The organism is Kitasatospora phosalacinea (assembly GCF_000717185.1).
Lineage (GTDB): Bacteria > Actinomycetota > Actinomycetes > Streptomycetales > Streptomycetaceae > Kitasatospora > Kitasatospora phosalacinea_A.
This window is the reverse complement of the sequence record NZ_JNYE01000070.1, coordinates 55,677-69,365: the sequence shown is the minus strand read 5'-3', so window position 1 is coordinate 69,365 and position 13,689 is coordinate 55,677. Positions and strand designations below refer to the sequence as shown.

General features: G+C 75.9%; 10 protein-coding genes and 2 pseudogenes. 2 read left to right on the top strand and 10 right to left on the bottom strand.

Annotated elements, in window-relative coordinates:
* Positions 1–509: 509 nt before the first annotated feature.
* Together OO57_RS26295 and OO57_RS38630 are read left to right on the top strand one after the other, a co-directional pair.
* Positions 510–1,357, top strand: a pseudogene (locus OO57_RS26295) (polysaccharide deacetylase family protein).
* Between the two features lie 432 nt (positions 1,358–1,789).
* Positions 1,790–2,628 (top strand): annotated as a pseudogene (locus OO57_RS38630) (glycoside hydrolase family 11 protein).
* A gap of 51 nt (positions 2,629–2,679) precedes the next feature.
* Here OO57_RS38630 and OO57_RS46945 read toward each other — a convergent pair.
* From OO57_RS46945 to OO57_RS44110, 10 genes are all read right to left on the bottom strand, one after another.
* Positions 2,680–3,717: an SDR family oxidoreductase gene (locus OO57_RS46945; protein WP_033255133.1), complete on the bottom strand. Its 1,038-nt coding sequence runs from the start codon at positions 3,715–3,717 to the stop codon at positions 2,680–2,682.
* Positions 3,718–3,739: 22 nt separating this feature from the next.
* Positions 3,740–4,993, bottom strand: a complete 1,254-nt coding sequence (locus tag OO57_RS26280; RefSeq protein ID WP_051778268.1) for a beta-ketoacyl-[acyl-carrier-protein] synthase family protein — start codon at positions 4,991–4,993, stop codon at positions 3,740–3,742.
* Complete coding sequence (locus tag OO57_RS46940; RefSeq protein WP_051778267.1) at positions 4,990–5,349, bottom strand: acyl carrier protein; 360 nt, start codon at positions 5,347–5,349, stop codon at positions 4,990–4,992. Before OO57_RS46940 ends, OO57_RS26280 begins: the two co-directional genes overlap by 4 nt.
* Complete coding sequence (locus OO57_RS26270; RefSeq protein WP_051778266.1) at positions 5,336–6,649, bottom strand: aspartate aminotransferase family protein; 1,314 nt, start codon at positions 6,647–6,649, stop codon at positions 5,336–5,338. Before OO57_RS26270 ends, OO57_RS46940 begins: the two co-directional genes overlap by 14 nt.
* Positions 6,646–7,101 carry a type II toxin-antitoxin system RatA family toxin gene (locus tag OO57_RS26265; RefSeq protein WP_033255132.1) on the bottom strand — a complete coding sequence of 152 codons (456 nt, stop codon included), beginning with the start codon at positions 7,099–7,101 and terminating at the stop codon, positions 6,646–6,648. Before OO57_RS26265 ends, OO57_RS26270 begins: the two co-directional genes overlap by 4 nt.
* A complete protein-coding gene (locus OO57_RS26260; RefSeq protein ID WP_234337508.1) occupies positions 7,088–8,353 on the bottom strand; it encodes a GNAT family N-acetyltransferase in 1,266 nt (421 codons plus the stop codon). The genes OO57_RS26265 and OO57_RS26260 overlap by 14 nt, the downstream gene beginning before the upstream one ends.
* Before the next feature lie 4 nt (positions 8,354–8,357).
* Positions 8,358–9,488 carry an acyl-CoA dehydrogenase family protein gene (locus OO57_RS26255; protein ID WP_033255131.1) on the bottom strand — a complete coding sequence of 377 codons (1,131 nt, stop codon included), beginning with the start codon at positions 9,486–9,488 and terminating at the stop codon, positions 8,358–8,360.
* Positions 9,489–9,595: 107 nt separating this feature from the next.
* Entirely contained in the window at positions 9,596–10,834 is a 1,239-nt protein-coding gene (locus OO57_RS26250) for a cytochrome P450 (RefSeq protein ID WP_106974110.1), read from the bottom strand.
* 147 nt (positions 10,835–10,981) lie between these two features.
* Complete coding sequence (locus OO57_RS44115; RefSeq protein ID WP_051778264.1) at positions 10,982–12,058, bottom strand: thiopeptide-type bacteriocin biosynthesis protein; 1,077 nt, start codon at positions 12,056–12,058, stop codon at positions 10,982–10,984.
* Positions 12,055–13,647 carry a hypothetical protein gene (locus OO57_RS44110; RefSeq protein ID WP_158715230.1) on the bottom strand — a complete coding sequence of 531 codons (1,593 nt, stop codon included), beginning with the start codon at positions 13,645–13,647 and terminating at the stop codon, positions 12,055–12,057. The genes OO57_RS44115 and OO57_RS44110 overlap by 4 nt, the downstream gene beginning before the upstream one ends.
* Between the last annotated feature and the right edge of the window lie 42 nt (positions 13,648–13,689).

Below are 13,689 nucleotides of genomic sequence, written 5' to 3'. Positions count from 1 at the left end.
CCCACCGCCCCACCGCCCCACCCCACCGCTCCGCCGCCCGGGAGGCACCCCGCTTCGCCCGCCCGGTCCGCGGTACCCCGTCCACCGCCCCTGCGCGCCCCGTTCCGGGACGCGCAGGGGCGGTGGACGGGCCGATCGGCCGTCGGCCCGCAACGACGCGGAACCCGCCGACGGCCGATCCAGGCTTCCCGTCCGGCCGTTGACCCACCGTCGGCCCACTGTCGGCCCCCGTTGACCCACCGCCGGCCCGCTGTCGGCCCCGTCCGACGCCGACCTCCGAAACTCGATCGGTCCGCGTTCGGCGCCCCCGCGCGGGACGCACCCGCCGTTTCCGGCCGCCATTGCTGCGATTTTTCGAATGTCGGCAGAAAGTTTCAACCGGGTCATTGACACTCGAAGTGTCCGGGTCAAAACTCGTCGCAGTCGGCCGTCGCCGACTTCCCCGAGCCGGGTCGCCGGTTCCATCCGCCTCCCGGGCTCCCCAGCGAACCACGAGGAGTCGCACCCCCATGCGCATCACCAGCCTCTCGCCGCGCCCGCTGGTCGCGGCCCTGGCCGTCGCCGCCACCCTGGCGACCGGCCTGACCCTCACCGCCGCCGACCCCACCCCGGCCCGGGCGGCGGGCTGCACCGGCTACGTCGGGCTCACCTTCGACGACGGCCCCTCCAACGACCACACCCCCGCCCTGCTCAACGCCCTCCAGCAGAACGGGCTGCGGGCCACCATGTTCAACGAGGGCCAGTACGCGGCCGCCTACCCGGCCCAGGTCAGGGCCGAGGTGGCGGCCGGGATGTGGGTCGGCAACCACAGCTACACCCACCCCCACCTGATCCAGCAGAGCCAGGCCCAGATCGACTCCGAGGTCGGCAACACCCAGTCCGCCATCGCCAACGCGGGCGGCGGCACGCCCAAGCTCTTCCGCCCGCCGTACGGCGAGACCAACGCGACCCTGAAGACGGTCGAGGCCAAGTACGGCCTGACCGAGGTGATCTGGGACGTCGACTCGCAGGACTGGAACGGCGCCACCACCGCCGCGATCGTCCAGGCCGTCGGCCGCCTGGGCAACGGCCAGGTCATCCTGATGCACGAGTGGCCCGCCAACACCCTCGCGGCCATCCCGCAGATCGCCCAGAACCTGGCCTCCCGCGGCCTGTGCGCAGGCATGATCTCCCCGCAGACCGGCCACGCGGTCGCCCCCACCGACAGCGGCGGCGGCACGGGCGGCACCACCGGCGGCACCACCGGCGGCACGGGCGGCTGGTCGCCACCCCCAACGGCTCCGGCAACAACTGGGGCATGACCATCATGAAGAACGGCTCCACCACCTGGCCCACCGTCAGCTGCACCACCAGCTGAACCCGATTCCGGGCAGCCGGAAATCGCTTTCCCCGGGGCGTGCGGGGAAAGCGGAACCGACTCAGTCGTGCACGTACTTCAACGGCCGCGACGGCCGCGCATCCCCCACCTCCCGGGCGTGCATTCCACCGCCCCGGTGGCCCGCCATGCCCTCCTTCGGTTTCGAAACTTTCGAAGCACCCTCACCGAAAATTGTGTCCCACTGGGCCGCCCGGCGCCATCGAACGCGCACGCGCGACGTTCGACTCTCCTCTCTCTCGTCCGGCGACATCGGCTCTGACCAGCAATTTCTCTGACGGAACCTCAACTCCTAGACAGCCGACGCATTCGGAATTGCTGTCGAAAGTGTTGACAGCCCGTCCGGCACCGCCCAACACTGTCGCCGGACCCCCACGGCCCGCTCCCCCACCCACCCACAGAACGGATCGCCCCGTGAAGATCCCCCACAAGGCCCGCATCCTCCCGCTCGCCCTGGCCGCCGTCGTCCTGCTGCCCGGCACCGCCGACGCGGCGACCATCAGCAGCAACCAGACCGGCAACGACGGCGGGTACTTCTACTCGTTCTGGAGCGACGGCAGCGGCTCGTCCTCGATGTCCCTGAACGGCGGCGGCAACTACACCACCTCCTGGACCAACGTCGGCAACTTCGTCGCGGGCAAGGGCTGGAGCACCGGCTCGCGCAACCCGGTGACGTACTCCGGCACCTGGAGCACCAACGGCAACGCCTACCTGTCGCTCTACGGCTGGACCACCAACCCGCTGGTCGAGTACTACGTGGTCGAGAACTACGGCTCCTACAAGCCCACCGGCACCTACAAGGGCACCGTCACCACCGACGGCGGCACCTACGACATCTACGAGACCACCCGCTACAACGCCCCCTCCATCGAGGGCAACAAGACCTTCAACCAGTACTGGAGCGTCCGCCAGTCCAAGCGCACCGGCGGCACCATCAGCGTCGGCAACCACTTCGACGCCTGGGCCCAGCACGGCATGAACCTCGGCACCATGAACTACGAGATCCTGGCCACCGAGGGCTACCAGAGCAGCGGCAACTCCAACATCACCCTGGGCTCCTCCACCGGCGGTGGCGGCACCGGCGGTGGCGGCACGGGCGGCGGCGGCACCGGCGGCGGCTGCACGGCGTCGCTCTCCGCGGGCCAGTCCTGGAGCTGGTCGCCACCCCCAACGGCTCCGGCAACAACTGGGGCATGACCATCATGAAGAACGGCTCCACCACCTGGCCCACCGTCAGCTGCACCACCAGCTGACGACGGACGCCCCCCTGCGGCCCCGGCCGCTGGGCGCACCGGCGGGTGCGTTCAGCGGCCGGGGCCGAGGAGGGTCCAGGGTTCGGGGCGGGCGAGGGCGAGGCGGGGGCGGCGGGTGGCCCAGTGGTGGACGGAGGCGGCCATGGCGGTGGCCGGGTCGGGGACCTTCCAGGTGGGGGTGAAGGGGCGGCGCATGCTGGTGTAGCTCTGGAACATGGCGAGGAGCTTGACGGCCTGGTTCTGGACGGGCGAGAGGTGCCGTTCGCAGAGCGGGAGGAAGAAGCGGTTCCAGCTCTCGGTGGGGACCAGCGGCGGGCGGTCCAGGGGGGCGGTGCCGTGGGCGGCGCGGAAGGCGTTGAGGGTGTCGAGGATGACGTCGACCAGGGTGGCGAGGTCGAGGCTGTCGGGCCCGGCGGCGATCACCTCGGTGCGGGGGCGGTCGGGGGGCGGGGTGAGGACGGCGGCGGTCAGTGCGGCGGCGACCTCGTCGACGGGGCTGATCTCGGCGTGGCCGGCGGGGTCGCCGACGACCACGGCGGCGGTGCCGGAGACCAGGGCCTGCAGCATCGTGTAGGGGCCGGAGAAGCGGGCGATCTCGCCGGTGCGGCGGCGGCCGACCACCAGGGGCGGGCGGACCAGGGTGAGCGGGCCGGGGTGGAGTTCGCGGGCGAGTTCCTCGCAGCGGGCCTTGGACCACTCGTAGCCGTTGCGGTAGCCCGCGAACTCGCTGCCGCGCAGGTCCTCGGGGTTGCGGTCGCCGCCGACGTACGCGGTGGAGACCTGGACGAGGTGGGTGTCGGGGTCGGCGAGGGCGAGGACGGCGCGCAGCGGGTCGAGGTTGGCGGCGGTGGCCTCGTCGCGGCCGAGGGTCCAGCGGGTGCTGGCGGCGGCGTGCACGATGACGTCCCAGTGCCCGGTGAGGGCGGCGGGCGGCGGTTCGGTGCCCATCCGCCAGTGCACGACGCCGTCGCCGCGGCGGGCGACGGGGACGAGGTCGAGCGGGCGGCCGTGTTCGGGGGCCGCGGCCCGTAGCTGGTGGGCGAGTTCGGTGCCGACGACACCGGTCGCCCCGGTGAGCAGGACGCGCATGGGTGGCTCCCTCTCGGACGGGTCAGGTGGGGGGTGCGAGCACCAGGCAGGCGTTCTGGCCGCCGAAGCCGAAGGCGTTGGCGAGGACGGGTGCGGGAGCGACGGCGCGCGGGGTGCCGTGGACGAGGTCGACCAGGTCGGCCTCGGGGCTGTGGTGCAGGTTGGCGATCGGCGGGACGAGGCCGCGGGCCGCGCAGTGCAGGGCGAGGGCGGCGGCGAGGGCGCCCGCGGCGCCGATCAGGTGGCCGGTGACGCCCTTGACGGCGGTGACCGGCGGGGACTGGCCGCGGTAGCAGCGGTCGACGGCGCGGGCCTCGGCGCGGTCGCCGGGGACGGTGGAGGTGCCGTGGGCGCTGATGTGGCCGATGTCGGCGAGGGAGAGTCCGGCGTCGGCGACGGCCCGCTGCATGCAGCGGGCGGCGACCTCGCCGTCCTCGTGCGGGGCGGCGATGTGGAAGGCGTCGCAGTTCTCGGCGTAGCCCGCGATCTCGCCGTGGATGCGGGCGCCGCGGGCGCGGGCCGACTCCCAGCGCTCCAGGACCAGGACGGCGGCGCCCTCGCCCATCACGAAGCCGTCCCGGTCGGCGTCGAACGGGCGGCTGGCCAGGGCGGGTTGGCCGTTGCGCTGGGAGAGGGCGCGCATCCGGGCGAAGGCGCCCATCACCACGGTGCTGACGGCCGCGTCGACGCCGCCGGCCACCGCGACGTCCAGTTCGCCGTGCCGGATCCGGCGGGCGGCCTCGCCGAGGGCGGTGCCGCCGCTGGCGCAGGCGCTGGAGTAGGTGGTGCAGACGCCCTGGAAGCCGTGGCGCAGGGCGACCCGGCAGGCGGGCGAGTTGGCCATGGTGCGGGGGACGGTGTGCACGGGCAGGTCGCGGGGGCGGTCGACGTAGCCCGCGGTGGCGGCCTCCATGCTGGACAGGCCGCCGATGCCGGTGCCGATCTGGACGCCGATCCGGTCGCGCGGCTGCCCGGCGGGCAGGGCGGCGTCGGCCAGGGCGTCGTCGGCGGCGCACAGCAGCAGTTGCGCGGGGCGGTCGATCTGCCGGGCCTCGCGGCGGCTGAGGTACGCCTCGGGGTCGAACTCCGGTACCAGGCAGGCGAAGTGGACCGGCAGGTCGGCCTCCACCAGCCGTTCGACCCGGGTGGCGGTGGGGCGGCCGGCCAGCACCGCGGCGTACACCTGGTCGAGGGTGTGGCCCGCGGGGGTCTTGAGGCCGATGCCGGTGACGGCGACCCGGTGGCCGCCCGAGGGGTGCCGGTGCGGGGCGCTCACGCGGGGCCGCCCGGGGCGGGGACGGCCGGGGTGGGGACCGGAGCCGGGGCGGGGGGCGTCAGGGTGATCACCGCGTCGGCGGTGCGGCTGCCGGGTGCGGCGGTGGCGGGGTCGGCGAGGCGGGCGTGCAGCAGGTCGACGGCGTGGCCGAGGTCGCGGGCCGAGAGCAGGTCGTCGGGGTCGATCCGCAGGCGCAGGGTGCGTTCCAACCGGGCGCCGACCTCCATGAGTTCGAGGCTGTCGATGCCGTACTCCTCGGCCAGGCTGGTCCGTTCCCGCAGTTCCTCCGGGTCGGCGCCGAGCACGTCGGAGACGACCGTCCGGACGGTGGCGGCGAGTTCCTCACGGGTGGGCACCGGGGTGCGCTCCTTCGGTGCTGGTGGCGGGCAGGGTGCGGGCGGTGGTGGTCAGTGCGGCGTCCAGGATGCTTGCGGCTTCGGCGAGTTGGGCCGGGGTGGTGATCAGCGGCGGCAGCAGTCGGACGGTGGTGGGGCGGCTGAGGCAGGGCGAGACGAGCAGGCCGGTGGCGGCGAGTTCGAGCACCGTGGTGCCCGCGGCCTGCGGGGAGGTGCAGTCGAGGCCGCGGAGCAGCCCGCGGCCCGGCACAGCCCGCACCACCGCGGGGTGGCGGGCCTGGAGGTCGGCCAGCACGGCGTCCAGCCGGGCAGCCAACTCGCGCCCGTGGTCCGCGAGTTGCTCGATGGCGTCGAGGGCGGCGGGGACGGCGGCGCAGCTCAGCGGGTGGCCGCCGAAGGTCGCCGAGTGCAGGAACGGGTCGGCGGCCAGCGGCGCGTACAGGCGCTCGGAGCACAGCAGGGCGGAGAGCGGGGCGACGCCGCCGCCCAGCGGCTTGCCGAGCAGCACGGCGTCGACGGGCAGGCCGTCGGCGAGGGCGACCGAGGGTTCGCCGCAGCGGCGCAGGCCGCACTGGATCTCGTCGGCGATCACGAAGGCGCCGTCGCGGGCCGCGTCCGCGCACCACTGCCGGAGCACCCCGGTGGGCAGTGGCAGCGCGCCGTTCTCGCCCTGGACGGGTTCGAAGACGATCGCGGCCACCCGGCCGCCCGCGGTCTCCCGGCCGACCGCCGCCGGGTCCTCGGCGTCGACGTGCACGACGTCGACCTCGCTGCCGAGCAGGCCGCGCCGGTACAGCGGGCTGTGGGTGAGGGCGAGGGCGCCCAGCGACTTGCCGTGGAAGGCGCCGCGGACGGCCAGCACCCGGGGGCATCCGGTCGCCAACCGGGCCAGTTTGACCGCGACTTCGACCACGTCGGCGCCGTTCAGGCCGAAGTGGACCTTGGGGAGCGCGTCGCCGAGGTAGCCGCTGAGCCGGGCCGCGGCCGCGGCGGCGACCGGGTTGGCCAGGGCGCGGGTCGAGGTCGGCATGGCGTCCAGTTGGGCGCGGACGGCGGCGGTGACGGCGGGGTGGCGGTGGCCGAGCAGGGTGACGGCGTAGGAGCCGAAGTCCAGCGCGGTGCGGCCGTCGGAGAGCGTCACCCGGCAGCCCTCGGCGACCGATTCGACGGCGCCGCGCCCGACGAAGCCGCCGGTCAGGGCGAGCTTCGGGGAGGCGTGGCGGCGCAGCCGGTCGAAGACGAGGCCCGCGTCCGTTCCGGCGTCCGGGCCCGTCGCCGTGTTCGGGAGGGTCGTGGTCACCGGGCGGCCCCCTGGAGGAGCATCCGCTGTTCGAGGGCGGCGAGCATCTGCGCGGCGCTGTCCCGCAGGGCGTCCGCGGCGACCGGGTCGAGCATCTCGGCGAGCAGCGGGATGCCGAGGTCGAAGTCGACGTGCAGGGCGACGGTGCTGCCGCCGCCGGGCGCGGCTCGTACCGCCCAGTGGCCGCTGAACGCGCCCAGGTCGCCGGTGAGTTGCTCGAAGTCGAAGCGGCGCGCGGCGTGGTCGATCACCTCGGTCTCGGTCCAGCGCAGCACGGAGCCCTGCAGCCGGACCGACCAGGCGGTGGTGCGGTGCCGCTCGTCGGGCTGCTCGACCAGTTCGACCGCGTCCACGCTCTCCATGCAGGCGGGGTAGCCGAGGACGTCCACCACCACCGGCCAGGCCTGCTCGGGCGGCGCGGCGACGGGCAACTCCACTTCAACGTGCGGCACGGGCGGGCCTCTCCTCGGAACGGCGGGCGGTGGCAGGGGGGTTGGGGTCGGTCCGGCCGTGGCGCGGGCGCTCCGACGGGCGGGCGGACCGGTGGTCGGGCAGGCCCAGGGCCTGGGCGCGGGCGGCGGCCAGCGCGGGCGGGAGCAGGTGCCGCAGCACGGCGCGGGGCAGCGGCCGCAGGTGCGTCATCGCGTGCCACTGCTCGACCAGCGCGCAGCCCATCTCGGTCTTCGGGGGGTACGCGGTCTGGGCGAAGCGGATGTGCCCGCAGCCGTCGGCCATCGCCAGCCGGACGGCCGCGTAGTGCAGGTTGTGGTAGAGCGCGCTCTCGTGCGCGAGGCGGTAGTCCAGGCCGATCCGGGCGCCGGTGGCGCCGTTCCCGGCGAACAGGCAGAGCAGGAATCCGACCAACTGACGTTCTCTGCTGCCCGGTTGGTGGCCCTCGTCGAAGCAGGCCACCAGACGGCTGGCGGGGTCGGCGGCGAGGGCGGCCAGGAAGGCGTGGTCCAGCACGTCCAGCGTCTGGTCGGCCCGGTCCATCACCTGCCGGTAGAGGGGCAGCAGGTGGGGCAGCAGGTGGTCGAACTCGGCCAGCACCTCGATCCGCAGGCCCGGCCGGGCCGCGAAGCGGCGGATCTTGGCCCGGGCGTTGCGCCGCGGCTTGGCCGGGAGCGCGGCCAGGTACTCCTCGAACGAGTCGGTGGGCAGGGCGAGTTCGGTGTCGGGGAGGGCGGGGGCGAGGAAGAACCCGGCCTCCGTCAACGGGGTGCGCAGCGGGGCGAGGTCGGGCCCGGCGAAGTCCTTGAACAGCACGGTGCCCAGCCCTTCGCGCCGGGCGAGGTCCAGGGCCGCCGCGACCAGCAGCCGTCCGGCCTCCTCGTCCGGCGGCTGCGCGGCGAGCAGGCGGCCCTGGCCGAGCAGGTGGCCGCACAGCAGCATCGGCACCCGCAGCAGGCGGGGCGCGCGGCGGCGCAGCGGGGCGAGCAGGCGGCGCTCGTGCGGGCCGACGATCCGGTCCAGTTGCAGGTCGGGGAAGAGGGACAGCGGCAGCACCGCGACGGGTTCGCCGCCCCGGCGCAGCAGCAGGTAGGCGTACCCGGCGGGGCCGACCCGGCTGCGTTCCAGTGCGGCGAAGACCGGCCGGGACCACATCGGGTCGTCGGCGGGGGCCAGCCGTTCCCACAGGCCGGGCGGCAACTCGCCGACGCTGCGCAGTACTTCGACCCGGTAGGGGCCGCTTCCGGGGTCCACCGGGTCAGCCGATCCGCAGCGGGCGGCCGTCCAGGAACTCCCGCAGCGGGCGGGCCATCCTGCTGCGGGCGGGCGGGTGGAAGGTCAGGGCGGTGGCGGCGGAGGCCAGGTAGGAGGCGTCCGGGGAGGTGATGAAGTCCATGCCGCCCAGCGCGGCCAGGCAGCTGCGGGTGGTCTCGGCGATGGCGTCCTGCGCGGCGTAGCGGGCGGTCAGGGCGCGGACCAGCAGCGCCTCGTCCAGGGGTTCGTCCGCCATCGCCCGGGCGACGGCCTCCACGGCCAGCATCGCGCCCTCGACCGGGACGAGGTGGGGCGCCGGGTCGTCCGCCGCGCCGCCGGGGCGCTGCAGGGTCCGTTCGACCAGGGCGCTGGCCACGCCCAAGTAGCCCGCGGTCAGCAGCAGTTCGAACCAGAGGAAGCCCGCGACGTTCAGGGCGTCCGGCACGGCGTCGGCGGTGACCTCGGTGGCGACCACCATGGAGAGGTCCAACTCGACGTCGGTGAGCCGGACTTCGTCGCTCTCGGCGCCCGCCAGCAGGTGGGTGCCCCAGAACGGGCGGACGCTGATGCCGGGGGTGGCGGCGGGGATCAGCGCGACGGCCAGCCGGTGGACGCCGTCCGGGCCGGTCAGCGCGACGGAGGCGGTCAGCAGGTCCATCGAGCGGGAGAGGCTGCACGGCATCTTGCTGCCGTTCAGCACGATCCGGTCGCCGCGGCGCTCGGCGCTGAGGTGCGGGGCGAGGATGTTCTGCCCGGCCCGGCCCTCGGCGAACGCGGAGGCCACCAGCAGCCGCTGCTTGGCGACGGACTCCAGCAGTGCCCCCTCCAGGCCGTCCCCGTACTTCGCGGCCTCGACCAGGCCCGCGACCGAGAAGTGGTGCATGGTGGTGGCCACCGCCAGCGAGGGGCAGCGGGCTCCGACCGCCCGCTGCACCCGGACGGCCTGCAGCGCGCTCGCGCCCGCGCCGGAGTACGCGGTGGGCACCAGCAGCCCCGGGCCGCCCGCCTCCTTGAACGCGGCGATCGCCGGGCTGGGCGCCCGCTCCAGTTCGGCCAGCGGGCGGCGGGCCAGCGCCCCGTCCAACCCGGGCATGAGCGCCTCGAGTTCGGCGCGTTCGCGGTGCAGGAAGTTCACGGGCACGTCCTTCGGGAGGGGCGGTACGGCGCGGGGCGGGGGCGGTGCCCAGCCGGGGCGGGGGCGGTACGGCGCGGGGGCGGTACGGCGCGGGGCGGGGGCGGTGCTCAGCCGGTGGCCGCCAGGGGCAGGGCGTCGAACGAGCGCAGGCAGGCCGAGGCGCGCCGCACCGGCTCCCCGGCCGGGGCCAGCCCGGGGAAGCGCTCCAGCAGCGGGCCCAGCAGCGCCGCCGCCTCCAGCCGGGCCAGCGCCGCGCCGAAGCAGTAGTGCGGCCCGGCGCCGAAGCTCAGCACGTGCACGTCCGGGCGGCGGACCAGGAAGGCGTCCGGGTCCGGGTGGCGGCGCGGGTCCCGGTTGGCGGCGCCGAGCACCGCGGTCACGCTGCCCCCGGCCGGGACGGGCACGCCACCGATCTCGACGGGGCGCAGCGCCAGCCGCTCGGTCATCAGCACCGGGCCGTCCCAGCGCAGCGCCTCCTCGACGGCGCCGGGCAGCAGCCCCGGGTCGGCCCGCAGCAGCGCGGCCTGCCCGGGGTGGGTGAGCAGGGCGTGCACCGCGGTGCCGAGCAGCCCGGCGGTGGTCTCGAACCCGGCGACGAAGACCAGCACCAGCAGATCCGCCAACTCGCTCTCTCCGAGCGGCCGTTCACCGCCGGAGCAGGCGGGCAGCACCGAGGCGAGGTCTCCGGCCGGGCGGGCCCGCCGTTCGCGGAGCAGCCCGGCGAAGTACGCCCGCAGGGCGGTCACCGCGGCGTCCGCCCGCTGCCAGTCCTCGTCCGAGCGGGCCGGTTCGAGCAGGCGGGCGGCGTCCCGGCCGAGGTGGTGGAACTCCTCCCGGTCGGCCCGGGGCACGCCGAGCAGCTCGCCCACCACCGCGACCGGCAGCGGGTACCCGACCAGGGCCTGGAAGTCCGCCGTCGCACCGCCGGAGAGCGCGTCCGCGAAACGGTCGAGCAGTTCGTCGACGGTCTTCTCCACGCCCGCCGCGAGTTCCGCCGCCCGGCGCGGCGCGAACGCCGCCGTCAGCGGCCCGCGCAGCCTTTCGTGCGCGGCGCCGTTGGTGCCGAGCAGCGAGGCGTAGAAGAAGTCCGCCGCGGGCCGGGCCGCCCATCCGGGGCGCTCGCGGCGCAGCCAGGCGGCGTCCGGCACCGCGAAGGCGGGGCCCGCCAGCACGGCCTGGCAGTCGGCGAAGCCGGTCAGGAACCGGGTCTCCAACTCCGGGTCGTACAGCACCGGGGCGGTCTCCCGCAGCCGCGCGAACAGGGCGTAGGGGCCCGCCGCGGAGGCGGTCGCACCCGGGGCGAGGGCCGCGCGCAGCAGCCCGCCCGCGCCCACCCGACCGTTCACCGAACCAGCCCGCCTTCAGCCGCCGCCGGGCCCGTCGAACCGACCCGGCGATTTCCTGTCGTTCGGACAGAGAGTACCTGAATGCGAAATTGCGCGCACGCCGGGAAAGCACCGAACTTCCCATCCAACCATGGGAATTACTGCTCGTCAGATAATTCCCTGCTCACTTTCCCGGCCACTTCCGGTAGCGCTTCCGGTGGCGCTTCCGGTCGCCGGGAGGAGCTCCAGCAGGACGCCCGCCATCAGGCCCTCGCGGCCCGCGCCGACGCCCAGCCGGTTCTGGGTCATGTGGAGGTGGGAACCGAAGATCCGCCCGGCGGCGGGGGTGCCGTGGAGCTCGGTCCACCGTTCGGCGGCCAGGCGCAGCCTGGTCGTCCAGGCGCTCCACCGGGACGGGGCGCCCTCGGCCAGGGCGGTCAGCGCCGCCGCGCTCGCCCGGAGCCGGTCGGCCTGCTCGGCGGCGGCCCGGGCGGCGCGGGTGGCGGCGGCCTCGCGGTCCGGACCGCCGGACCACTCGGCCCAGCCGTCGCGCACCGCGCGCAGCAGGGCGGTGCGGTCGCCGGGCCAGGCCGACAGGGTCGCGGCCATCGCCTCCAGCCCATCCGCGACGTTCCGGCCGTGCCCGGGGCGGGTCCGGCAGGCGCGCAGGACCACCACGCTGGAGGCGTGGAACAGTTCCTCGCTGAGCGCCATCTGCCCGGGCCCGCCGTAGCGCCGGACCTCCGGCTCGTACCGCGCCGGATGGACGCCCGGCGGCAGCAGCTCGCCCAGCTCCAGGGAGCGGCCGCCCTCGCCGAGTTCGGCCAGCGGCCCGGCGGCCCGGCGGTAGGCGGCGGGGGTGATCCGGTCCTCGGCGGGCAGCGCCGCGTTGATGGCGCCCGTCCGGGCGGCCAGGTCCGCGGTGATCCGGTCGGCGGCCGGGCCGTCCAGGTCGGCGATCCGCAGCCGCAGGTGCGGGCCGCCCTGCCAGTAGCGCAGGAAGAACCAGGGCCGGGGCGGGCCCCCCGGCACCCGGTCGGCCGCGAGCCCCTCGACCACCGGGACGACGGCCCGCACCAGCAGGTCCTCCAGGGCTGCGGGGCGCAACGAGTCCGCGTGCAGGTGCCAGGTGCGCCACCGCCCTCGCGGTGCGGGGGTGGTCGGGTCCGCGGCCCGTGCCGGGAGGCTTGCGTCCGCCGCCCGCGCCGGGGTGCTCGGGTCCGTGGCCCGGTCCGGGGCGCTCACGTGCGCAGGTCCAGCATCGGCTCGGTGAAGCGGGACGTTCCGCAGACCGTCATGAACACCGGGGTCTCCTCGCGGCGCAGGCCGAACAGGGGTTGCACGCGGTACTCGACGAAGGAGCGCGCCGGGCGGGCGACCAGCCCGTGCGCGGCCGCCGCCAGGCACAGCCCGTGCACGGACCAGCCCAGGCAGAGCTGGAGCAGGCCGAACGCGGACGGGCCGAAGTCGTCGAGCAGCGCGTCGACGTCCACCGAGTGGACGAAGGCCATCGCCGCGTGGCGCATCCCGGAGTCGGTGTTCGGCGCGGGCTGCTGGGCGAAGCCCGGCTGGAGCGCCGCCATGATCCCGGGCCGGGCCGGGCCCAGCACCAGGCCCCGGCCCTCCACCTGGTGGACGCCCGCGGGCAGCCCACCGACCCGCTGCAGGGCCACGCTCAGCCGGACCCGCTCGGCGACCTCGGCGAGCAGCCGCCCCGGCGGCGGACGGTCGGCCCAGGCCAGCAGGTCGGCCAGGCAGTCGGCGGAGACCTCGGCGGGCCGCAGGGCGAATCCGTACAGCCGGTCCGGCATCCGGCCCGCGGTGCGGTTCCACAGCACCTGCGCCCAGTCGACGGCCCCGGCCGCACCACCGCTCACCGGCCCGCCCCCGGCCGGCCCGCCCGAGGGGAGCCCGGTCGCGCTGCTCCCGGCCGGGCTCCCTTCGGGCAGGCCGCGGGCCGGGGCCGGGGGGCCGGGCGGCAGGCCGTGGCGGCGGGCGCTGACCGCGGCCGCGTCCCGGGCCGACGGGTCGTCGGCCCCCAGCAGGGGGTCGCGGACGTCCCGGGCCGCGGGCGGCGGGCCCGGCAGCACCCGGCCCGGAGCGGCCGGCCCCGGGACGTCGAGCCGGACGGCCAGCGGCGCGGACCAGGTGCCAGGCCCCGCCGAGCGGACCGCGGCCTCGGCCCGGGCGGTGGCCGCACCGTCCAGGGCGAGCGCGGCCGGTACCCCGAACAGGTCCGCCGCCACGCACAACGACCGCAGCGCGACCCCGAGTTCGACCTCGGTGACGGCGTACCGCAGTCGGCCGTAGGCGGCGGGCAGGTCGCTGTACCGGCCGGCCAGCAGCACCGAGGTGCCGTCCACCGGCCCCGCGGCCGCACCGCCGGACGGCGCCACGTCCACCAGCGCGTGCCGGTACGGGTCGTGGTGGCGGACCGCCGCGCCCTGGGCGAGGAAGGCGTGCACCGGGTACTTCGCCCGCCCGGAGGCGACCGAGCGGTGGTCGGCGTACCGGTGCGAGGGCTCGCGCCGCTGCAGGCCGAAGGCCGTAGTCAGCAGGTGCCCCAGCCGCTCCTGCGGCTCCAGCGCCGCGACCGCCCCGGCCCCGCACGGGCCCGGGTAGGGGGTCGCGGCCAGCAGCTCGTGCGTGCCGAGCGGCAGCGGGACGCCGGTGGCCGAGCGGGCCCGGTGGGGCGGCAGGGCGCTGGTCGTCGCGGTCCGGTCGTCCACGAGGTGCTGCTCGCCGAGGTGGCCCTTGCCGGGGCCCTGCCGGAAGGCGAAGCGGCGGACGTCGTCCGGGGTCGGCGGGACGGCCACCGACGGAAGTGCGTTCACGGGCAGGTCCGGGGGTGCGTTCACGGGCAGGGATCGGGGTGC

Excerpts from the sequence above, each read along its gene's own strand:
- OO57_RS46945 (WP_033255133.1), bottom strand. The coding sequence starts at position 3,717 with ATGCGCGTCCTGCTCACCGGGGCGACCGGTGTCGTCGGCACCGAACTC.